The organism is Myxococcus qinghaiensis (assembly GCF_024198215.1).
GTDB lineage: Bacteria > Myxococcota > Myxococcia > Myxococcales > Myxococcaceae > Myxococcus > Myxococcus qinghaiensis.
Genome location: NZ_JAKCFA010000010.1, coordinates 282,066 through 302,503 on the forward strand (window position 1 = coordinate 282,066; position 20,438 = coordinate 302,503).

A 20,438-nucleotide genomic window follows, 5' to 3' on the forward strand; every position below is an offset into this window, starting at 1 on the left:
GTCACACCTCACTCAGGTATTGGTGGATGAAGGAGATGGCGATGGAGCCCTCGCCCACGCCGGACGCCACGCGCTTGATGGAGGCATGGCGCACGTCACCCGCGGCGAAGATGCCCGGCACGCTCGTCTCCAGAAGGAACGGGGGACGGTCCGGCTTCCAGCCCTTGGGGCGCTGGCCTCCCGGCATCAGGTCGGGGCCCGTGAGGACGTAGCCGCGCGCGTCCCGGGCCACCAGGCCGTCCAGCCACTCCGTCCGGGGCACGGCGCCAATCATGACGAACAGCGTGCTGGCGGGCACGGTGCGCTCGGGCTGTCCCCGCGTGGCCAGGGTGACGTTCTCTAGATGCGCGCCTCCCTCCACGCGCGTGACTTCCGTGTCGAGCAGCACGGTGACGTTGGGCAGGGAGCGCACCTGCTCGACGAGGTAGTGGGACATGCCTCGCTCCAGCGAGTCGCCGCGCACCACCAGCGTCACCTGACGCGCGAACTGCGCGAAGTAGAGCGCGGCCTGTCCTGCCGAGTTGGCGCCGCCGATGATGTAGACGTCCTCCTGCTTGCAGGACACGGCCTCCGTGCGCGACGAGCCGTAGTAGACGCCCGCGCCGGTGAGCGCCTCCATGCCGGGCGTCTCCAGCTTCTTCCACTGCACGCCCATGGCGAGCAGCAGCGCGTGACAGCTCAGCTCCGTCCCGTCCGCCAGGGTGACGATGCGGTACGGGTCCTCCACGCGCAGGCCGCTCACCTCCTGGGGTGTGAGGATTTCAACGCCGAAGCGCGCCGCCTGCGCCACCGCGCGCCGCGCCAGGTCCGCGCCGCTCAGGCCCGCGGGGAAGCCCAGGTAGTTTTCAATGCGCGAGCTGGTGCCCGCCTGCCCTCCCGGCGCGCTGCGCTCCACCATGACGGTGCTCAGGCCCTCGGACGCGCCGTACACGGCGGCGGCGAGCCCCGCGGGACCTCCGCCGATGATGACCAAATCGTAGAAGGGCTTGGTGGCGCGGACCTTCAGGCCGATTCGCTCGGCCACCTCCAGCGTGGAGGGGCCCATCAGCCGCGTGCCATCCGGGAAGAGGACCAGGGGCAGCTTCTCCACGGCCGCGCCGCCGGCCTGGGCGAGCAGCAGTCGGCCCTCGTCGCTGACCTCCACGTCGAGCCACTGGTAGGGCACCTGGTTGCTGCCCAGGAAGTCTCGCAGCGCGTGGGAGCGGGGTGCCCAGCGGTTGCCCAGCACGCGGATGCCCTCGAAGGTCGGCGGGTGGTGGGCCCACCACTCCTCCAGCAGGTCCGTCAGCACCGGGTAGAGGCGCTCCTCGGGAGGCTCCCACGGCTTGAGCAGGTAGTGGTCCAGCCGCACCTCGTTGATGGCGTGGATGGCGGCCTGCGTGTCGGCGTAGGCGGTGAGCAGCACGCGCCGGGCCTCGTCGTAGAGCGTCTTGGCCTGCTCCAGGAACTCCACGCCTGACATGCCCGGCATGCGCTGGTCCACCAGGAAGAGCGCGATGGGGTCTCCGCGCAGCCGCAGCTGCCGCACCGTCTCCAGCGCGGACTCACCCCGGTCCGCGCTCAGCACGCGGTACTCGCGGCCGTACTGTCGCCGCAAGTCGCGCTCCACCGCGCGCAGCACTTCCGTGTCGTCGTCCACCGCGAGGATGACGGGCTTGGCCATGCGGTTCGCTCCCCCTCTGGGAGAGAACGCATCGTCACGGTCGGGTGCTCCAGGCGAGGGGACGGGCCCTGTGTGGACTGCTTGGAGCCCGGGCCTCAGCGAGCGCTCGCGAGGCGGGCCTACGGCGGGGGGCAGAGAGGGGAGGTGTCGTCGTTGGAGCCCACGAAGCGCTCGTCCAGCGGGCCGGTGTGGACGGCCTCCGCCAGCGCGACGGCGTGACAGTTGGGCAGCTTCGGGTTGCTGTGGACCGAGAAGCTTCCCCGGACCACCTCCAGCGAGTCGAGCTTGAGCTCGACGAGGAGCGGATTGTCCCGCAGGGTCAGCGCGTCCATCGCACGGACGTGGTGCAACCCGTTCAGGCTGGCCAGCACGCGGTTCTCTTCCACGTTCAGATGGTCCACGGACTCCAGCGCCGCGAAGGCGGACAAGTCCTTGAGCTTCGCATTGCTGCGAATGTGCAGGCCGCCTTGCAAGCTCCGCAATCGCCCCAGCCCCGTGAGCGACTCCAGCTCCGGGTTGGAGGAGAGGGCGAACATGAAGCCGGTGTCTTTCAACAGGGGCAGGGGGCCCACGGTCTTCAGCCCCAGGTTGCCTTCGACGACGAGCTCCCCCGTGGACTCCAGGCGAGGCAGGGCGAAGGTGTGCAGCGCCGGGTTGTCGCTGACCTCGAATTGCGTCCCGACGGAGACGAGCTGCTCCAGCCCCAGCATCGTCGACAAGACGGTGTTCCCGGTGATGAGGAGCGTGTGCCCGACGGTCTTGAGCTTCTGCAACCCGGTGAGCGATTCGAGGGCTCTGTTGTCGAGGACTTCGAGAGAGCCACCGACATGGGTGAGCTGGGAGAGGGGCAGCCGGGACAGCTGCGAGTTGTTCTCGATGCGCACGTCACCCGAGAGGCTGTCCACGAACGGGAAGTCGCTCACCTCCTGCAGGAAGCGGTTCTGAATCAACGTGAGGCTCGCGCGTGGCATGACGGAGCTCATGCGATTCAAGTGGGTCAACGACGCGTTCCGCTCGATTTTCAGGGACCCGCCCACGAGCAGGGGCTGGCGTGGAGGCGAGGCGAGAGGGCCGAGGACCACGTCGGTCAACCGTGCGTTGTCGGAGACCGTCACGTCGTCCCGGACGTAGCGGAGGGCCGGCAGCGACACGAAGAGCATCATCGGGTTTCCCGCGATGAGCAGGGGACCTTCCACGGACTCCAGCCCGGGAAGGACGACCTCCGGGATGCCGGGAGAGGCGATGACCAGCCCGCCTCGGATGCGGGAGATATTCTGGAGCGCCGCGAGGTCCGACTCGGTCCTCAGCTCGTAGGTGCCGTCGTAGGTGGCGGCGGGCTGACAGACGTACGCGGTGCCGAAGACCTCGCCCTCCTGCAGCACGTTGTCCTGGTTCGAATCTTCGCCGGAGATGACGGCGGTCCCTCCGGACAGGCAGTTCACACCAGGAGACTCTTCCACCTGACGCATCAGGATGCGCGCCGTCGATTCGCAGAACCGGCTCGAGGCCCGGACCTCGTCGTCGTCGAGCGCTCCGTTCGCGTTCAGGTCCGCCCCGGACTCCACCGCGTAGACAGCCCGGCTGCCGCACTCGCTCTCTTCGCGAACTCCCAGCAGGACGACCGCGGACAGCACGGGCGCGGGCTCCAGGCAGCCGGTCGCCTCCCGGGTGATTTCGCCCTCCTCCAGGATGCCGTTCCCATTGACGTCGACTCCCGCCTGGGTGACATGTCCTCCGGCGGGACACGTCTTGCCCGGAGCCACGGACCGCGTGCGCACCAGCACTCCCGGGAAGGTCGTGGCGCAGACGTACTCGGTCGCCGTCACCTCGTCCTCGGACAACTGGCCATCGTCATTCTTGTCTTCGCCCACGAGCACCGCGTGCCCGCCATGCGCGCAGGTGTCACCGGGAGGCTCCGGCTCCGTGCGGGTGATGATTGCATGCTGTTTGACGAAGTCGTCGAAGCGAATCACATCGCAGCCGCCCAGCAGGAGCAGCGCCACGGCCCAGGTCCATCGCATCTTGCGTCCCCCACGTCGCTTCCCAGCGCGCGTGCTGCTCCCGTCGTGCGGACTCATGGACAGGGAGCCTGGTCGTCGTTGCCTTCCACGTAGAGCAGGTCGGGGCGGCCCGTGTAGACCCGTCCGGCGAACGCCTGGACCTGGCAGGTGGGAAGCCTCGGGTTGCGCCGGGCGGCCAGATAGCTGGACACCTGCCGCACCGAATCCAGGCCCAGTTGGGTCAGGTGGGCGTTGTCCTCCACCATCAGCGTGTCGATGGTGCGCAGCTTCGTCAGCTCGTTCAACGTGGTGAGCGAGTCGCAGTCGTTGACCGAGAAGCCGCGCAACTGCTCCAGGTTCCCCAGCCCATGCAGCGCGGTCAGCTTGGGGTTGCCGGAGAGCGCGAGCCAGGGCCCGTTCACGAGCGAAATCATGGAGCCGATGGTCTCCAGCTTCGCGTTGGCGTCCACCGAGATGCCCGTCTCCACGCTCCGGAGGCTGGTCATGTTCCCCCACACCCTCATCGCGTCGTTGCGGACGAAGAAGAGGCTCCCGGCATGCCAGAGCGAAGACAGGCCGTCGGAGGTGAGCATCCCCGCGTTCTCCCTCACCTGCAGCTCGCCGGAGACGACCTGGAGCAACGACAGGCCCGCGAGGCTCGGCAGCAGGGGGTTGCCCTTCACCAGCAGGTCTCCGCCAATGGATTCCAGCCGCGTCCCCCCGAGCGTCGCCAGGCTGGCGTTGCCCTCGATGACCACGTCTCCGTTCACCCGCACCAGGTTGCTCAGGGGCAGCCTCGCCAGCGCGCCATTGGAGGAGATGCTCAGCGACCCTTCGAGGAACGCGATGGAGTGGAGGCCCTGGTCATTGAGCGCATGGGTGAGCGCGGTGTTCCCCTTCACCTGGACACTGCGACGAGGCACGACGGACCGCAGTCCCTCCAGGCTCGTCAGCCGGGGGTTGTTCTCGACGGTCAGGTCCCGGGACACCCACAGCCATCCGGCTCCGGCTCCGCCGACCGTCAGCGTCTCCAGTGCGGCGTTGCCGTGAATCGTCATCCCCTCGCCGACGAAGCGCAGCGCGGGAATCTCCAGCCGCGTGAGGAAGGGATTGCTCTCGATGATGAAGGCGCCGTCGACGACCTCCAGCGAGGGCAGCTTCGCCTGCGTCAGGGACGGACTTCCGTTGAGGAAGATGAGGGCGCCTCGGATGCGGCCGATGCCCTGGAGCACGGCGAGGTCCGTGTCGCTCTGGACCAGGATGTCGCCCTCGAAGGTGTACCCGCCCCTGCAGAGGGCGTTGGAGGCGAGGACCTCCGGTGCGTCCAGTTGCCTGTCGGCGTTCCGGTCCATGCCCGCGAGGAGGCGCGTGCCTCCCGCCGCGCAGCGCTCACCGGGAGGCTCCCAGTCCAGCTCCACCAGCAGCAGCGGCTCCTGGGCGCAGAGGTTGAGGGTGGTCCTCACCTCGCCATCGTCGAGGTTCTTGTCTCCGTTCTCGTCGGGTCCCGCGTCGACGAGGATGTGCGTGGTGGGCTCGGGACAGGCGACGAGGGGAGGCGAGGGGACGCGCACTCGTGAGAGGACGGGCGCGTCGGTGACGCTCCAGCAGGAGTACACCTCGCGGTCGACCTCCTCCGCTTCCAGGGTGCCGTTGCCGTTCGAGTCTCGCCCGGCTCGGGTGACCTGACCGCCTCCCAGGCAGCGCGTCCCGAAGGGCACCGGCTCCACGATGACCAGCACCGTGGGCCGGGTGGAGGTGTGGCAGTGGACCTGGGTGCTCGTCACCTCGTCGTCGTCGAGCACGTCGTTCGTGTTGGTGTCCATGCCCACGAACACCACCTGTCCCCCCAGCGGACAGCGCTCACCGGGAGGCTCCGTGACGGTGCGCGACAGCGGGGGGAATTGCTTGAGCAGCTCCTTCAAGCGGAGGGCTTCGCAGCCCGTCACCCAGGGAAGCAGGGCCAGCAGCCAGACCCCTCTCATGGCAGGTGTCATCGAGGAAGCACCGGAGGCGCGCAGGGGGCCGTGTCGTCGTTGCCCTGGATGTTCTTCTCCGTCCCGGTGAACACCCGGTCCGCGAAGGCGTTGGCCAGACACGTGGGCAGCGCCGTGTTCCCGACGATGTCCAGCGTGAGGCGGACTTCCTGGAGGCCGTCCAATCCGAGCCGCTGGAGCGCGGGGTTGGACTCCACCCTGAGCTTCGTCAGGGACTTGAGGTGGGTCAGCCCGTCCAGGTGCCTGAGCGCCGCGTTCTGCGTCACCCAGAGCTCTCCGATGCTCCCGAGGTTGCCCAGCCCCGACACGTCGTTCAGCAAGGCGTTCTCCGCGAGCATCAGGCGCGGGAGGGAGGACAGGGCCGGGAAGTTCCCCACGCGAGTCATCGCCTTGTTGAGCGCCAGCTCCAGCCGCTCGTGGACGGACGTCAGCCGTGGGAAGTCGCACGCCGTCAGGACGTCGTTGTCGGTGAGGTACATCCAGCCCACGCTGCGCAGCTCTCCCATGCCCGACGTGGAGGCCAGCGCGTCGTTGTTCATCACGAACATGCCCTCCTGAATCGTCCGGAGCACGGGCATGCCCGACAGGTCGGTCAGCGAGTTGTTGAGGTAGAGCGTGAGGGTGTTGCCCACCGTCTCCAGTCGAGCGAGGTCCAGCTCGGTCAGCGCCGGGTTCTCGCTGATGGCGACGGAGCCGCCCACGCGCAGCAGCTCCCGGAAGGGCAGCCGGGTCAGCTGCTCGTTGCCGATGATGTCGAGCGAGCCGGGAAGCTCCGTGAGGTGCCACGAGGACGAGGCGGTGAGCGCGTCGTTGTCGAACAAGGACAGGTTGCCCCGGGGCCGCACGGTCTTCATTCCATCCAGGCTCGCGAGCTTGGAGTTCTGCTGCAGGGAGAGCCCCCCCTCCACCCACACGACGCCCTGCTCCGTCGAGTCTCCGAGCTTCAGCGTCTCCAGCTCCGGGTTGAAGTAGACGTCAACGCCGCCCCCCACGAAGCTCAGTCCGTTCAACTCCAGGCGCTTCAGGGCCGTGTTGCCGCCCACGTACAGCGGGCCCTCCACCGCGACCAGCGAGGGCAGGAGGATTTCGGGCAGCGGGGTGTCCTGGATGCTCAGCGAGCCTTCGATGCGGGAGAACGAGCGCAGCACCTCCAGGTCCACCGTGTTGCGCAGGAAGTAGTTGCCGGTGAACGTGTTCGTCGAGTGGCACACGTACGTGCGCGCGGCCACCTCCGAGTCCTCGAGCGTCCCGTTGCCGTCCGCGTCGGTGCCCACGTTGAGGCGCGTGCCGCCTGAGGCGCAGCGGGCTCCAGGGGGCTCGGTTTGCAGGCGCACGCGGACCGTCGACGCGTGAGCGCAGACAGCGGCCTGCGCGCGGCGCTCCGCGTCGCCCAGCGCTCCATCGCCATCCAGGTCCAGCCCCGCCTCCACGAGGGAGGTCCCCTCGTCGCACGCGAGGGGATAAGCGTCCACGTCGCTCACGCGGTACACCACCGCCGTGGCATCCCGACAGGTGACGACCTCCTGGGTGACCTCCGAGTCCTCCAGCAGCCCGTTGTCATCCAGGTCCAGGCCCGCGCGAAAGCGCTGACCGCCCAGCGGACACGGCGTCCCCGGAGAGAGCGTCTGCGTCACCACCAGAGCCCGGGGCGCCGGGGTGCAGTCGTAGTCGGTGGTGTGCACCTCGGTGTCGTCCAGGACGCCGTCGCTGTTCGTGTCCAGGCCCGTGAGCGTGCGCCGTCCGCCGTGCTCGCAGTTGTCACCGGGGGGCTCGGCCTCGAAGCGGGACAGGGGCTTGTGTTGGAAGATGCCCAGGTCGATTGCATCACAGCCCGAGGCCAGCACCAGCAGCGTCATCCAGAGACATCGCATCACGAGCGCTCTTCCCCTGGTCCGGACGCCGTCAGCGCCTCAGCGCCAGCTCCAGGCCGAACATCCGGTCCCACTGGTCGTCACCGTCCAACGTGACGCGGTCCGCGGCGACCGTGGCCGCCAGTCTCAGCTTCAGCCCGAGGAGCCGCCCCGCCACGCCCGCCGCCGCGTGCGTCGTCAGCAGGGTCGGGTCCCCCATGCGCTTGGTCGGCGACGTCACGCCCAGCACGCCCCAGCCGAGCCCCGCCTCCAGGAACAGCGGCGTGCGCACTCCATCCCTCAGGCCCAGGAGCCCCTGCACCGTGGCGCGGTGCGTGCGGATGCCCTCGAACGCCACCGGCATCAGGGAGTAGGACGCGCGCGCGCCGTAGTACAGGTGCGGCTGGGTGTCGCTGCGCCAGGAGAGGCTCGGGCCGGTGGAGAACGCGCTCAGCCCCAGCGGAGCCTGGTGCCCCAGCAGGCCCACCTCCCACGACGACAAGGGGGAGGGGCTGGACCTCGCGAACCGCCGGGACACGAAGTCGCCGCCCGCGGCCGGAGGAAAGGCGCGGGAGAAGTCCACCGGCACCAGCCCCGCGGCGGCCACGTACTGGTCATAGAAGTCCTTGTCGAGCGGCATGGCGAACAGGCCGCGGCGCAGGGCCTCCTCGGCGGGACCGCGCTCCTGCAGCTCGCGCGGCTTGAGCTCCGGCAGCAAATCCTGGGACAGCTCCGCCAGCGTGACGCGGGCCTCGCTGGTGGGCGTGCGCAGCCAGTACACCTCGCGCTCCGGCAGCCGCAGCATCACGTACTGGTCCTCGGAGCGCCGCACGTCCGCCAGGCGCCGTCCGTCCGCGTCCTCCACGGAGAGGCGCGAGTGCCCGAAGCCGGTGGACAGCGCGATGCTGGGACCGCTGGGGGCCTGTCCGACGAGCGGCCGGCGGGGCGCGCCGGTGGGCGCGAAGGCGTGGATGCTCAGCCGCGCGGGCAGGCCCTTCACGCCCTGCAGCGACGCGGAGACGAACGCGCCCAGCTCGCTGTACTCCACCTGGCCGTCGCCGTTGATGTCCGCGGCGCCCAGGAGCCCCGAGCGCGCCACGTGGCTGAAGACGCCCGCGCGGATGCGGGACCACTCGTGCGTCTCCCCGTCGTCGCTCTCCGCGAAGACGGCGCCCACGGAGGGCCGGGTGGCCAGCTGCTCGCGCGCGAGCATGCCGCGCAGCTCCGCCAGCACCGCGGAGTCCGTCTGCCCGCCCCGGCTCCCCACGACGCCGGAGGCGCGGCAGGCGTCGACGATGAGGTGCACGTAGTCGGCGCCCATCGGGTCCACCACGTCCGCGTAGAGGCTCGACTTGTCCAGCCGGCCTCCCGCCAGGGTGAAGTAGGCGCGGCCGGCTTCATCCGTGTTGCCGTGGCCCACGTACACCACGAGCACGTCCGTCTCGCGGCCGGCTTCGTCGTCGGCGAGGCTCGCGGCGCGCAGGCGGGCCACCTCGCGCTTCACCTCGTCGGGCGTGGGCGGGCGCGCGCCCGCGAGCACCGGCCGTCCTCCCGCGAGCGTGGCGGCGTCCGGGTCCACCAGCAGCGTCGTCTCCACGCCCAGCCGCTGGAGGGTCTCCGCCCACAGCACGCCGTCATCGTCCGCGAAACGCAGCGCGGGCAGCGACGGGTCGTCGCTGCCGTTGTGGGCAATCACAAGCGCTCGGCGGACCAGGGCTTCCGCCGAGGCGTCGCGAGCGGCGAAAAGCGCGGCGACCCCGAGGAGCACTCCCAGTTTGTTCATGGCCCTTCCTCTACCCTCAGCGCCTGCTTGAGCACCACTGCCCCCCCGGTCTCCTCCCCACGCAAGGCCGCCAGGGCCGCGGACGGGCTGTCGGCGAACGCCGCGGTCACCTCCGCCTCACCCACCGTCTCCGGAAGCGGCACCGTCAGCTCCAGGGGCGCCTCCTTGCCTGGCGCGCCGGACAACGCGAAGGGACCCGCGGTGAGCTGGGCGCGCTGCGTGCCCCTCACCTGGACGGCGATATGCGTGTACGGCGCCTGCCCGCCCGCCGCGAAGGCCAGCATGGCGCCGGCCGGACAGGCCTCACCCGAGTGCAGCTCCCTGAGCGGCTGGCCCGGAGTGGCGCAGAAGATGCGCAGCGCCACGCCAGGAGGTGGGGTGCCCAGGCCCCGGGCGCGGAACTCATCGGTCAGGGCGGGCGACAGCACCATGGCGGCGACGACCGCCGTCAGCGCGCCCGCGAGCGCCACCATCGACGGCCACCGCGAGGGCGTGGCCACGGGCTCCGCCGCCGCGAGCGCCGCTTCCAGTCCACCTTCCGTCAGCGCGAGCCGCTCCATGGAGGAGGGCGCGTCCAGCGCGTCTTCCAAGGCGCGATGGGCCTGGGCCCAGCGTTCGTAGAGCGGGCCGCACCGGTGGCAGACGTGGGCGTGGCGCAGCAGGCGGGCGGCCTGGGGCGGGGGCAGCTCTCCCTGGGCCCAGCGCGGCAGGCTGGCGTCGATGTGTCGCTCGTACCACCTCATGATGGGATGCTCCCTATTGCGCACAGGGCCAGGGTGGCCAGGATGACGCCCAGCTCCATGCGCCCAGGCTCGGCCGCCGTGTCCAGCCAGCCCGAGGACTTCAGGTGTTCGGTGAACTGCGTGCGCAGTCGTCGCTCGCGCACGCGGACCTCGCCTCGGGTGAGTCGGAGCTTCTCGGCGGCGGCTTCCTGGGACAGCCCCTCCACGAACCGGAGCTGCGCCAGGGCACGACCTTCCTCGGACTGCGTCTCCAGGAAGCGGCGCACCAGCGTCCGGACCTCGGTGCCGAGCGCCTCTTCCTCCGGGCTGCGCCCCTCGTTGGGCAGCTGGCTCAGCTCCGGTGCTTCGTCCAGCGACACGGCCTCCCGCGACACCCGCCCCGACGCGCGCATCAGGTCGATGGCCGTCGAGCGCGCCACCGTCAGCAGGAACCCCAGGTACGGCCTCACGCCGTCATAGGCCTGCCGCATGTTGGGGCGAAACGCGCGCACGAAGGTCTCCTGATGGGCCGCGTCCAAGTCCAGCGCGGACAGGGACACGGTGCGCGTGGCCCCTCCGTCCGCGCCCACGGAGAAGCGCCGCGAGAGGTAGCGCAGCACCTCCGGCGAATAGACGCGGTACACCTGCGTGAGGACGGATGAGTCCCCACGGCGGAAGGACTCCAGGACGGAACGGTCATTGCCTGGCAGCACGGTCTCTCCGACCCCACGCGAGCCGACCCGGGCCCAATGCCCGGCCAGCCGTCACCCTTGAATGGGATACGGAGCTTGCTCGCGAAATGGGTTGTCCACCTCAACGAAGAGGCACCGGATTCCTTGCGGCGCGTCCCGGAAATAGTTGTCGGGACGCGCTCTTATGCCTCCGAACTATTTCCTACGGCCCCACCTTGGACGCGGGGCCGGAGCCCCCCGGAAGCCCGCCCGGTTTGCCCGGAGGAGGCTCCAGGGAGCCCAGGGGTGAAGAGGGCCCCTGGTAGTCCGGGCCGTACCAGCTCTCGATGAAGCGGATGGGGCCGACGAGGTGGGCGTTGAAGGCCTCCAGCTCCTCGGCGGGCACCCACAGCTCCTGGTGCTGCCGGGCGCCCACCGTCTTGACGGGGTAGCGAGCGAGCCAGGCGGCCTCCACGTCGAAGGCGGTGACGAAGCCCACGTGGCCCGAGCCCGGGTCCGGTGCGTTCCAGTCCCGAGCAATCTGGCGCGCGTAGTCCACGTTCATCACCGGGTAGAAGATGGGCTGGTCCGGCAGCCGGGGCGGGAAGCCGCGACAGTCGCGGGCGAGGACGAGCTGGGCCTCCTTGAGACCCACCGGGCGATACAGCGTGAGCGTCTCCATCATGGCGTGTCTCCTTCAGGAGTGAGGGACGGTCGGCGTGGCGCCGAGCGGACTTCACCGCCGACGGCTCAGAACGCCGAGCCGTCCACGCGCTTGCCGGGAGACGCGCCCGAGGAGGACAGCGTGTTGTGCAACACCCAGCTCCCGTCGGCCGCTCCGTCCGGGCTCCGGTTGTAGGAGAGGCCCTGGGTGGCGTTGTCGTACCGGTGCTTGTCCTGTTCGGAGCCGTCCGGGCGGACGAGGAAGGCGGTGTCGCCGGAGCTGCCCGTGTTGATGCCCCGGTTGAAGCGCAGCCCGTCGCCGCCGTTGGCGTACGCCACGTCGGGCACGCCCGAGGGCACCGCCGTCGCGCCGGAGTAGACGGTGTAGACCTTGCCCGGCTGGAGCATCGTCCCCGAGGGGAAGACGTGCCGCGCGGGCCTGTCGCCTCGCCGCGACTCCTCGTCGTGGATGGAGTAGCCGCCCAGGTCCACGGCCGTGGCGCCGGTGTTGCGGACCTCCACGAACATCTTGTCGAAGTCCACCGTGGTGCCCCCCGAGACGTTGTTCGGATGGGGCAGGTACTCGTTGATGAACAGCGTGGGCACCTGCCGGTTCAGTAGGAACACGCCGTCGCTCACGTCAAGGACGGTGGCGTCCTGCGCATCGCTGACGCGCACCCGCGCCGTGGAGGACTCCATCGCGGGCACCGTCCAGGCGTACGTGGCGGGCGTCGCGGGCACGGACGCGGCGATTTCAGTCCACGTGAGCCCGTCATCCAATGAGTACTGCAGCCGCACCGAGTTCACCCCGGCCGCCGTCCAGGTGATGTTGAACGTGTCGCCCGCGCTGAGCGACTCGCCGCCGTTGGGCGCGGTGAGCTTCAGCGTGCGCGCCACCACCTGCCCGAAGTTGTAGCGGCTGACGATGGGGTAGTGGTCCGACGTGGTGGAGCCATAGCTGGAGATGGCCGGCCGAATCACCGCCGCCGAGTTGGGGACGTAGTTCGTCAGCATCTCGTTGCTGACGAGCTGGTGGTCGATGAACGTCCTGAAGCTCACCGTGGAGGCGACTCCGTCGAGTGACATGGCCTGGGTGACGAAGGTGTAGCGCTCCGTGTCGTTCACGAAGTTGCGGTAGGGCGTGTCGAACTTCTGGCCCCCCGTGCCGGGGTTCGTGGTGGTGGACTCGTCCACGTCGTCGTTCCAGTCGCCCACCACCATCACCCGCTGCGTGGGCAGGTTGAAGTCCAGGTACTCCTTGAGGTGCTGGCCCGCCGCGAGCCGCCGCGCGTAGTCGTCCGCGGTGGCCATGGCCTTCATGTGCAGCACCAGCAGCGTCAGGTCCACGCTGGAGCTGCCCCGGGTGACGCGCACGTCCACGCGCAGCGGCGGCCGGCTGGCGAAGTCGTAGTCGTACTCGCCCAGGATGATTTGCGCCTGGCGCACCTCCACCAGCCCCGTCCTGTAGAGCAGGCCCACCTTCTGCTCGTTGAACGAGTAGTAGTTGGAGCCGGACGTCACGGAGGGGTCGTTGGCCAGGAAGCCCGAGTAGTTGCCCAGGTTGGACTTCAGCCTGTTGAACTCCGCCGTGCTGACCATCTCCCCCAGGCCCCACACGTCCACCTTCGTATCCGTGAGCACGGTCGTCACGTTGGCCATCTGGAGCGCGTCGTCCGCCGGGTCCTCCGTGGGCGAGCCGAACCACTCGATGTTCCAGTTGCCCACCGACAGGGGGAAGCTCGTCGGCGGTCCTCCGTCCGGGTCCCCCGTGCCCGTCTTCACCTCCAGGGAGAAGCGGCCCTCCACCCTCACGCCGCTGGCGTCCTCCACCCGCAGGGTGAAGGTCTGCGTGCCCGTCAGCTCCGCCACGCCCGTCACCTCGCCGTCCTGCGTCAGCGACAGGCCCGAGGGCAGTGAGCCCTCCACCACCGAGAACTTCAGCGGGAGCCGCCCGCCCGTCACCCCGAAGGTGTGCGTGTAGCCGTTGCCGGTGAACGCGGGGAGCGGCGCGGTGTTGGAGAGCAGCGGCGCGGGCCACACCTTCAGGCTGTACGTGTGGGAATCCTGGCTCTTCTCCACGTCCCGCACGCTCACCCGGAGGGAGAACTCCCCGGAGGCGCTGGCGGGGCCGGTCAGCCTCGCGTCGGCCGAATAGAAGGAGAAGCCCGGGGGCGGCTCCGTCTCCAGTGTGTAGCTCAGCGGCGCGGTGCCGCCCGTCGCCGTCAGGCGCACCTCGTAGGTGGCGCCCACCGTGGTGTCGGCCAGCTCGGTGGTGGGGAACTTGGGCCCCCCGGCGGGATCATTGTGATTGCTTCCCGAACAGGCGCTCAAGAAGGCCAGGACGACGAGTGCCCCGGCGGCGCGGACGAAAGACATGGGTGTGGCTCCAACAGGTCAGGCCCTCGGCCGGGCCCCGCATTTGAAACGAGACACTCTAGCCAAATCCCTGTTGCGCGACGATGACACCCCCCAACACGGACAAAGCTGGCGGAAGGCGCGCCGCGTTGGAACGGCAATGGCCGTCCGCGTCGTCCGTGACATATTCACGAGTCGCGGGAACCATGGGGGGCTCTTCCGCCGCCCGACGAGAGGACACGCTCAATGGCCGAGAAGTGGGACAAGCAGCTGATGGAGTTCCTCAAGCGCACCGGTGACGAGCTCAAGCGCACGACTGAAGACCTTCGCGGCGAGGCGCAGCGCCTCCTCAAGGAGGTGAAGGACCCGGACAAGCAGGCCAAGGTGAAGGAAGGCCTGGAGCAGCTGCGCACCTGGGCGGCCAGCACCACCAAGGTGGCGGCGGAGAAGATTGAGACCGCCGTGCGCCAGGTCGAAGGGGCCGTGGAGCGCGCCTTCCACCAGGAGGACGAGGCGACGGCCAGCCCCCCCGCCAGCAAGAAGGCCAAGGGGGCCTCCTCCCGCGCGAGCACCGCGGAGGCCGCTGCCGCCGAGGCCCCGGCTCCGAAGGCAGAGCCCCGCGCCGCGAAGAAGGCCGCGGGCACCAAGTCCATTGGCCGCGCCAAGAAGGCGGGCGGGCGGGCGGCGAAGAAGGCTGCTCCAGCTTCCAAGAAGACGATGGGCCGCGCCAAGAAGCCCACCGCCTGAGCGTGAAGTTCCACTCCGCCTGAAGCGGGCCCGCACAAACAGCAGGCCTGGATTCCGTGAGTCGTTCCCGCCAGTTGGAACGGTGTGCGGCGCGTGAGATAGTGCGCGCCGTGGCCGGCTCCAGCGAAAAGGACAGCATCCAGGCGGAAATCGGGCAGGACGTCATCGACGCGGCGGTCCGCAGCGTCGAGCGTCGCATGGAGGATGACGAGGTGACCGTCATCGAGGTGGAGGCCCCCCAGGCCGCCGCCTCTGACGAGGACCTCGCCGCTTCCCCCGAGCTTTCCGTGACTTCCGACGACCCCGTGGCGACTCCGGCGACCGCCGAAGAGCTCGCCGCCCTGCGCGCGGAGGTGGAATCGCTCAAGGCGCAAGTCGAGTTCAGCCAGGCCAAGGGCCGCGAAACGATGGACCGGCTGCGCGAGGCGCACGAGCGCGCGAAGGAGGCGCAGGACCGCATGGTCCGCGCCGCCGCGGACCTGGAGAACTACCGCAAGCGCGCGCAGAAGGAGAAGGAGGAGGTCCAGCGCTTCGGCTCGGAGAAGCTGCTCAAGGACCTGCTCCCGGTGATGGACAACCTGGACCGCGCGCTCGAGGCGGCGGCCAAATCCACCGACATCGACAGCTTCCAGAAGGGCGTGGCCATGACGCGCAAGTCCTTCGAGGACGCGCTCGGGCGCCACGGCGTGAAGTCCTTCAGCGCCAAGGGGCAGCCGTTCGACCCGCGCATGCACGAGGCCATCCAGCAGGTGGAGACGGCGGACGTGCCCGTAGGCCACGTGGCCTTCGAGGTGGTGCGCGGCTTCTTCCTCAACGAGCGGCTGGTGCGTCCGGCCCTCGTCGTCGTCGCGCGCGCCCCCGAGGCCGCGCCCGTCGTCGAAGCCGCGTCCGCGGTGGAGACTCCATCAACCACGCCGCCCGAGTCCGTGGAGGCGCCGTCCTCGCAGGACGGTGAGCCGCGCGCCGAGGCACACGTGCCGCAGTCGGACAGCACTTCCGGGGGGAGTCAGTAAGCATCATGGGCAAGGTGATTGGAATCGACCTCGGGACGACCAACTCGTGCGTCGCCGTCATGGAAGGCGGCGAGCCGGTGGTCATCCCCAACAGCGAGGGCAGCCGCACCACGCCTTCGATGGTGGGCTTCACGGACTCCGGTGAGCGGCTGGTGGGCCAGATTGCCAAGCGGCAGGCCATCACCAATCCGGAGAACACCGTCTTCGCGGTGAAGCGGCTCATCGGCCGCAAGTTCGACTCGCCGGAGGCGAAGAAGGCCATCAGCGTCAGCTCGTTCCGGGTGGCCACCAGCCCCAACGGCGACGCGTGGGTGGAGATTCGCGGCAAGGGCCACAGCCCGCCGGAGGTCTCCGCCATCATCCTGATGAAGATGAAGCAGACGGCGGAGGACTACCTCGGCGAGCCCGTCACCGAGGCGGTCATCACCGTCCCCGCCTACTTCAACGACAGCCAGCGTCAGGCCACCAAGGACGCCGGCCGCATCGCCGGCCTCAACGTCCTGCGCATCATCAACGAGCCCACCGCGGCGGCGCTCGCCTACGGCCTGGACAAGGTGAAGGACGGCGGCACCGAGCGCGTCGCCGTCTATGACCTGGGCGGCGGCACGTTCGATATCTCCATCCTGGAGCTGACCGCCGGCGTCTTCGAGGTGAAGAGCACCAACGGCGACACGTTCCTGGGCGGCGAGGACTTCGACCAGCGGCTCATCGACTACCTGGCCAAGCGCTTCGCCGAGCAGAACAACGGGCTCGACTTGCGCAAGGACCGCATGGCGCTGCAGCGGCTCAAGGAGGCCGCCGAGCGCGCCAAGCACGAGCTGTCCAGCGCGCCGGAGACGGAGGTGAACCTGCCGTTCATCACCGCGGATGCGTCCGGTCCCAAGCACCTGACGGAGACGGTGGACCGCTCCACGTTCGAGGCGCTCGTCGCGGACCTCATCGACCGCACGATTGAGCCCTGCAAGATTGCCTTGAAGGACGCGGGCCTGAGCGCGCAGCACGTCAACCAGGTGCTCCTGGTCGGCGGCATGACGCGCATGCCCCGCGTGCAGCAGAAGGTGCGGGAGTTCTTCGGCAAGGAGCCGCACAAGGGCATCAACCCGGATGAAGTCGTCGCCGTGGGCGCGGCCATCCAGGGTGGCGTGCTCAAGGGCGAGGTGAAGGATGTCCTCCTGCTGGACGTCACGCCGCTGTCGCTGGGCGTGGAGACGGCGGGCGGCGTCTTCACCAAGATCATCGACAAGAACACCACCATCCCCTGCAAGAAGAGCCAGGTGTTCTCCACCGCGGTGGACAACCAGCCGCTGGTGAGCGTGCACGTCCTCCAGGGCGAGCGCGAGATGGCGGCGGACAACAAGACGCTGGCGCGCTTCGAGCTGGTGGGCATCCCCCCGGCGCCGCGCGGCGTGCCGCAGATTGAGGTGTCCTTCGACATCGACGCGAACGGCATCGTCCACGTCAGCGCCAAGGATTTGGGCACCGGCAAGGTCCAGCAGGTGCGCGTGGTGAGCAACTCCGGTCTGTCGGAGGCGGAAATCCAGGGGATGATTTCCGACGCGCAGGCGCACGCGACCGACGACAAGAAGAAGAAGGAGCTGGCGGAGCTGCGCAACAACGCCGACGGCCTCATCTACACGACGGAGAAGAGCCTGGAGGAGTACGCCAGCCTCCTGTCGGAGAAGGACCGCGAGGAGATTCGCACGGACCTGGAGCGCCTCAAGGGCATGCTCAACACCTCCGACGCGGTGGCCCTCAAGGAGGCCTTCCAGCGGCTGGAGGGCAGCGCCTACCGCATCGCCGACGCCATCTACACCGGCCAGGCGAGCTGAACGGGCACCCCCGGATTCCGGACGGGGGGGCGTGCAATCATCTCCGCGCCTCCCGCGTAGGTGAGTCACCCCCTGTCCGTTCCGAGGTCGTGAGTCATGGATCCAGTCGAAGCCGTGGTGATTACGTCGGTGGTGGCGATGACGGTCGGCATCCCCTTTCTCGGGTTGACGCTGCGCTTCTCGCTCAAGCCGGTGATGGAGGCCTTCATCCGGCTGCGCGAGGCCCAGCTTGGCCAGCACCCGGACACGGCGATGCTGAAGGCGCGCGTGGCCCACCTGGAGCACATGCTGGAGATCCACGGCCTCATCGACGACCGCCGCGCCCTGCCGCTGCCCTCCGCCACCTCCGAACGGGTGTCCAGTAGCGTGTCCTTGAAGGACCGCGAGCGCGTCTAGCGGCAACCCCAGACTACCCGGGGAAGCTCGTGCGGGTGTGTAATGGGCCCGTGGAATTCCCTTCGTTGGAGACAGAGGTCGCGTTCCTGCGCGGCCTGGTGGCGGTTCATCGGATGTCGGACGACATCCTCGAGGACTGCCTCCAGCGCGGCCTGACGCTGGACGCGGGGCTGGATGTCTTCCTCACGCAGTGCGCGCGCATGGTGCACGCGCCCGCGGGCTTCGTGTCCCTGCGAGGCACGCGCGGGCCGGTGCTGACGCGGGTGCTGGGCGAATTGGGCGCGGACGTCTTCGAGGCCGCCAACTGGCGAGGGCCTCACCGGCTGAAGAACGGGCGGATGCTGTTCTGCACCCGGCTGAAGCTGGGCAAGCTGGAGCTGGGCGGCCTGGGGCTGGCGGTGGACGGCGCCTTCGAGGACGGCGGCGGGCTGGTGATGAAGCTGGTGGAGGCCATCGGCGAGCAGTTGGACACCGCCGTGCTGGCCTTCCTGGCGCTGACGGACGGGCAGGGGCCCCTGGAGCGGCTGGACGAGCTGTCGCTGGACGACACGCCGGTGCCGCGCGGGCGCATTGGCAAGTACGAGGTGCTGACGCCGCTGGGCACGGGCGGCATGGCCCAGGTGCTGGTGGCGCGGGCGCGGGGCCCGGAGGGGCTGGGGCGGCTGGTGGCCCTCAAGCGCATCCTCCCGCACCTGACGGCGGACCCGGCCATCGTCCAGCAGTTCCTGGACGAGGCGCGCATCGGCCTGCGGCTGTCGCATCCCAACCTCGTCCACGTCTACGACTTCGGCGAGGCCCAGGGCGCGTACTTCATCGCCATGGAGCTGGTGCGCGGCGTGGACCTGGACCGGCTGTTGCGCGCGCACAAGGGGGCGCTGACGCCCGAGCAGGCGGCGGCCGTGGTGGCGCAGGCGCTGAACGGGTTGCACGCGGCCCACCTGCTCAAGGGCGAGGACGGCAAGCCGTTGCACCTGGTGCACCGGGACTTGTCCCCGCACAACCTGATGGTGGGCTTCGACGGCCAGGTGAAGGTGCTGGACTTCGGCGTGGCGAAGGTCCGCGCGCAGCGGACGATGACGCTGCCGGGCATCGTCAAGGGCAAGCCGCTGTACATGTCACCGGAGCAGGCCCGGGGGCAGCGGCTGGATGCGCGCAGCGACTTGTTCGCCATGGGCCTCATCCTCTACGAGGCGCTCACCGGGCGGCGCGCGTTCGACCGGGGCGACGAGCTGGTCTCCATGCAGGCCATCTGCGACGAGCGCCTGACGCGGCCCGACACCATCTCCCGCCCGCTGTGGGAGGTGCTGGAGGTGGCGCTGGCCAAGTCTCCCGCGGCGCGCTTCGCGAGCGCGCAGGAGATGGCGGAGCGGCTGCTGGACGTCGTCACGCCCTCCAAGGACACGGAGCTGGCGCGGCTGATGGCCCGGCACTTCCCGGACCGACTGCGGGAGCTGAACCGGCTGGACCGCACGGAGGCGGGCGGGCGGCCGCCGTTGGTGGCGGCGGCGACCTCCGGAGCGATGCCCCCGCAGGAGGACATCGACACGGAGCCTCGCCCCGCGCCCCAGAAGAAGGCCGCGCGCTGAAAGAAGGGGACGCCCGGCCTCGCTCCGGGAAGGAGCAGGGGCTCGGGCGGCCTGGACCCGGGCGTCGCCTCAGGAGCGGCGCAGCGACGGGTCATCGGGGGTGGCGTTGAGCGTGCGAGGCGCGTCGACCTCGCCCTCGGTGCGGATGTCCACGTTCTCGTGGCGCACCTTCTCGGTGATGCGGCGCTCCTCCTCGACGACGTCCTTGTGGATGACGACCTCCTCGTCGAGCACCGTGCGCTTGGTGATGTCCACCTCTTCCGCATGGAGCGGGACGACGATGGTCTCGTCCTTGTACGTCGCGCCCGTCACGGGCCTGTCCGACGTCACTGCCCGACGCTCCACGGTGACCCGCTCGTGGCGCAGGGGGACCTTCACCATCTCCTCCTCCTCGACGACGTCCTTGTGGACGCGCAGCTCGCCCGCCTGGGTGTCGCGCTTCGCCACGGACAGCTTCTCCCGGTGGACGGGGATGAGGATGTCCTCGGTGTCCCGCCGCATGTCCTTGTCCAGGCGCTTGTCGGTCTCCAGGCGGGCGTCGGTCCTCCTGAGGTCGGTGTCCCCCCGCATGTTGGCCGTGTAGTTGGTGTCCGTGCCCAGGTTGGCGGTCGGCAGCGGCGTGACGGAGCCCCGGGAGATGTCCGGGCCCCCGTTGCGTACCCGGGTCTCCTTCGTCGTCGTCGTGGTCCGCTCGGAGGCCATGCCCATGGCCCCGGCCGCCACGCCCGTGCCGGCGGCGCCCTTGGTGCGCTCGGCGTCGGAGACCTGCTGGAGGGCCTCCTTGCCCCGATTCAGAATCACCTCCCCGTCGCGAATCTCGCTGACCTCCGAGAAGGCGACCCGGTAGTCCTTCGGGAAGAACAGACCCCTCTCGATGTGGAATGCGTCGTCGCCGATGGCGAAGACCTTGCCGAGCTTCTCGTTGTCGATGCTGCGTACGGCCATTCCTTCCCTGACATCCTTGCGCTGGAACATGGCTGGCTCTCCTCCTGCTGGCTGGATGGAGGGCGCGGTCCACCTCTCCATCAACCGGAAGGTGGGAACAGGTCCGGGGATGAACAGTGCCATGGCGACACGCGCACGAGGGGCTTGGTCCCGTGGTTGCCCCCAACGGGGCTGCTTGCCCCCGCCCGGCGTGTGGCGGCGACTCCGCCGCGAAAAGCCTT

General features: G+C 69.5%; 15 protein-coding genes. 5 read left to right on the top strand and 10 right to left on the bottom strand.

The window, feature by feature from the left end; translation table 11 throughout:
- Position 1: 1 nt before the first annotated feature.
- From LZ199_RS21045 to LZ199_RS21085, 9 genes are all read right to left on the bottom strand, one after another.
- The gene (locus tag LZ199_RS21045) at positions 2-1,663 is read right to left on the bottom strand and encodes an FAD-dependent oxidoreductase (protein ID WP_253995517.1); all 1,662 of its coding nucleotides are present in this window, start codon (positions 1,661-1,663) and stop codon (positions 2-4) included.
- Positions 1,664-1,782: 119 nt separating this feature from the next.
- Positions 1,783-3,684 (bottom strand): DUF7151 family protein, encoded by a 1,902-nt coding sequence (locus tag LZ199_RS21050; RefSeq protein WP_253995518.1) that lies wholly within the window; start codon positions 3,682-3,684, stop codon positions 1,783-1,785.
- Positions 3,685-3,737: 53 nt separating this feature from the next.
- Positions 3,738-5,645, bottom strand: coding sequence for a DUF7151 family protein (locus LZ199_RS21055; RefSeq protein WP_253995519.1), 1,908 nt, complete (start codon positions 5,643-5,645; stop codon positions 3,738-3,740).
- Positions 5,646-5,653: 8 nt separating this feature from the next.
- Complete coding sequence (locus LZ199_RS21060) at positions 5,654-7,528, bottom strand: DUF7151 family protein (RefSeq protein ID WP_456094064.1); 1,875 nt, start codon at positions 7,526-7,528, stop codon at positions 5,654-5,656.
- Positions 7,529-7,559: 31 nt separating this feature from the next.
- The gene (locus tag LZ199_RS21065; RefSeq protein WP_253995521.1) at positions 7,560-9,290 is read right to left on the bottom strand and encodes a caspase family protein; all 1,731 of its coding nucleotides are present in this window, start codon (positions 9,288-9,290) and stop codon (positions 7,560-7,562) included.
- A complete protein-coding gene (locus tag LZ199_RS21070) occupies positions 9,287-10,033 on the bottom strand; it encodes a hypothetical protein (RefSeq protein WP_253995522.1) in 747 nt (248 codons plus the stop codon). The genes LZ199_RS21065 and LZ199_RS21070 overlap by 4 nt, the downstream gene beginning before the upstream one ends.
- Positions 10,030-10,725 (bottom strand): RNA polymerase sigma factor, encoded by a 696-nt coding sequence (locus LZ199_RS21075; RefSeq protein ID WP_253995523.1) that lies wholly within the window; start codon positions 10,723-10,725, stop codon positions 10,030-10,032. The genes LZ199_RS21070 and LZ199_RS21075 overlap by 4 nt, the downstream gene beginning before the upstream one ends.
- 181 nt (positions 10,726-10,906) lie before the next feature.
- Positions 10,907-11,368, bottom strand: coding sequence for an ADP-ribosylation/crystallin J1 (locus tag LZ199_RS21080; RefSeq protein WP_253995524.1), 462 nt, complete (start codon positions 11,366-11,368; stop codon positions 10,907-10,909).
- A gap of 65 nt (positions 11,369-11,433) precedes the next feature.
- The gene (locus LZ199_RS21085; RefSeq protein WP_253995525.1) at positions 11,434-13,722 is read right to left on the bottom strand and encodes a lamin tail domain-containing protein; all 2,289 of its coding nucleotides are present in this window, start codon (positions 13,720-13,722) and stop codon (positions 11,434-11,436) included.
- 225 nt (positions 13,723-13,947) lie between these two features.
- Here LZ199_RS21085 and LZ199_RS21090 point away from each other — a divergent pair, with 225 nt between their 5' ends.
- The 5 genes from LZ199_RS21090 to LZ199_RS21110 all read left to right on the top strand — a co-directional run bounded on the left by LZ199_RS21090 (position 13,948) and on the right by LZ199_RS21110 (position 19,272).
- Positions 13,948-14,448, top strand: coding sequence for a transcriptional regulator (locus LZ199_RS21090; RefSeq protein WP_253995526.1), 501 nt, complete (start codon positions 13,948-13,950; stop codon positions 14,446-14,448).
- 101 nt (positions 14,449-14,549) lie between these two features.
- The gene (gene grpE, locus LZ199_RS21095; protein WP_253995607.1) at positions 14,550-15,461 is read left to right on the top strand and encodes a nucleotide exchange factor GrpE; all 912 of its coding nucleotides are present in this window, start codon (positions 14,550-14,552) and stop codon (positions 15,459-15,461) included.
- A 5-nt stretch (positions 15,462-15,466) separates the two neighbouring features.
- Positions 15,467-17,290, top strand: coding sequence for a molecular chaperone DnaK (dnaK, locus tag LZ199_RS21100; protein ID WP_253995527.1), 1,824 nt, complete (start codon positions 15,467-15,469; stop codon positions 17,288-17,290).
- Positions 17,291-17,386: 96 nt separating this feature from the next.
- Positions 17,387-17,686 (top strand): hypothetical protein, encoded by a 300-nt coding sequence (locus LZ199_RS21105; RefSeq protein WP_253995528.1) that lies wholly within the window; start codon positions 17,387-17,389, stop codon positions 17,684-17,686.
- A gap of 50 nt (positions 17,687-17,736) precedes the next feature.
- On the top strand, positions 17,737-19,272 hold the full coding sequence (locus LZ199_RS21110; protein WP_253995529.1) for a serine/threonine-protein kinase: 1,536 nt from the start codon (positions 17,737-17,739) through the stop codon (positions 19,270-19,272).
- 69 nt (positions 19,273-19,341) lie between these two features.
- On the opposite strand, the gene LZ199_RS21115 is transcribed toward LZ199_RS21110, so the two are convergent.
- Positions 19,342-20,247 carry a YsnF/AvaK domain-containing protein gene (locus LZ199_RS21115; protein ID WP_253995530.1) on the bottom strand — a complete coding sequence of 302 codons (906 nt, stop codon included), beginning with the start codon at positions 20,245-20,247 and terminating at the stop codon, positions 19,342-19,344.
- Positions 20,248-20,438 lie beyond the last annotated feature (191 nt).

Bases quoted from the DNA above. Each gene is read 5' to 3' on its own strand.
- LZ199_RS21045 (WP_253995517.1), bottom strand. From the start codon at position 1,663: ATGGCCAAGCCCGTCATCCTCGCGGTGGACGACGACACGGAAGTGCTG.
- LZ199_RS21050 (WP_253995518.1), bottom strand. From the start codon at position 3,684: ATGCGATGGACCTGGGCCGTGGCGCTGCTCCTGCTGGGCGGCTGCGAT.
- LZ199_RS21055 (WP_253995519.1), bottom strand. From the start codon at position 5,645: ATGAGAGGGGTCTGGCTGCTGGCCCTGCTTCCCTGGGTGACGGGCTGC.
- LZ199_RS21060 (WP_456094064.1), bottom strand. From the start codon at position 7,528: ATGCGATGTCTCTGGATGACGCTGCTGGTGCTGGCCTCGGGCTGTGAT.
- LZ199_RS21065 (WP_253995521.1), bottom strand. From the start codon at position 9,290: ATGAACAAACTGGGAGTGCTCCTCGGGGTCGCCGCGCTTTTCGCCGCT.
- LZ199_RS21070 (WP_253995522.1), bottom strand. From the start codon at position 10,033: ATGAGGTGGTACGAGCGACACATCGACGCCAGCCTGCCGCGCTGGGCC.
- LZ199_RS21080 (WP_253995524.1), bottom strand. From the start codon at position 11,368: ATGATGGAGACGCTCACGCTGTATCGCCCGGTGGGTCTCAAGGAGGCC.
- LZ199_RS21085 (WP_253995525.1), bottom strand. From the start codon at position 13,722: ATGTCTTTCGTCCGCGCCGCCGGGGCACTCGTCGTCCTGGCCTTCTTG.
- LZ199_RS21090 (WP_253995526.1), top strand. From the start codon at position 13,948: ATGGCCGAGAAGTGGGACAAGCAGCTGATGGAGTTCCTCAAGCGCACC.
- dnaK (WP_253995527.1), top strand. From the start codon at position 15,467: ATGGGCAAGGTGATTGGAATCGACCTCGGGACGACCAACTCGTGCGTC.
- LZ199_RS21105 (WP_253995528.1), top strand. From the start codon at position 17,387: ATGGATCCAGTCGAAGCCGTGGTGATTACGTCGGTGGTGGCGATGACG.
- LZ199_RS21115 (WP_253995530.1), bottom strand. From the start codon at position 20,247: ATGTTCCAGCGCAAGGATGTCAGGGAAGGAATGGCCGTACGCAGCATC.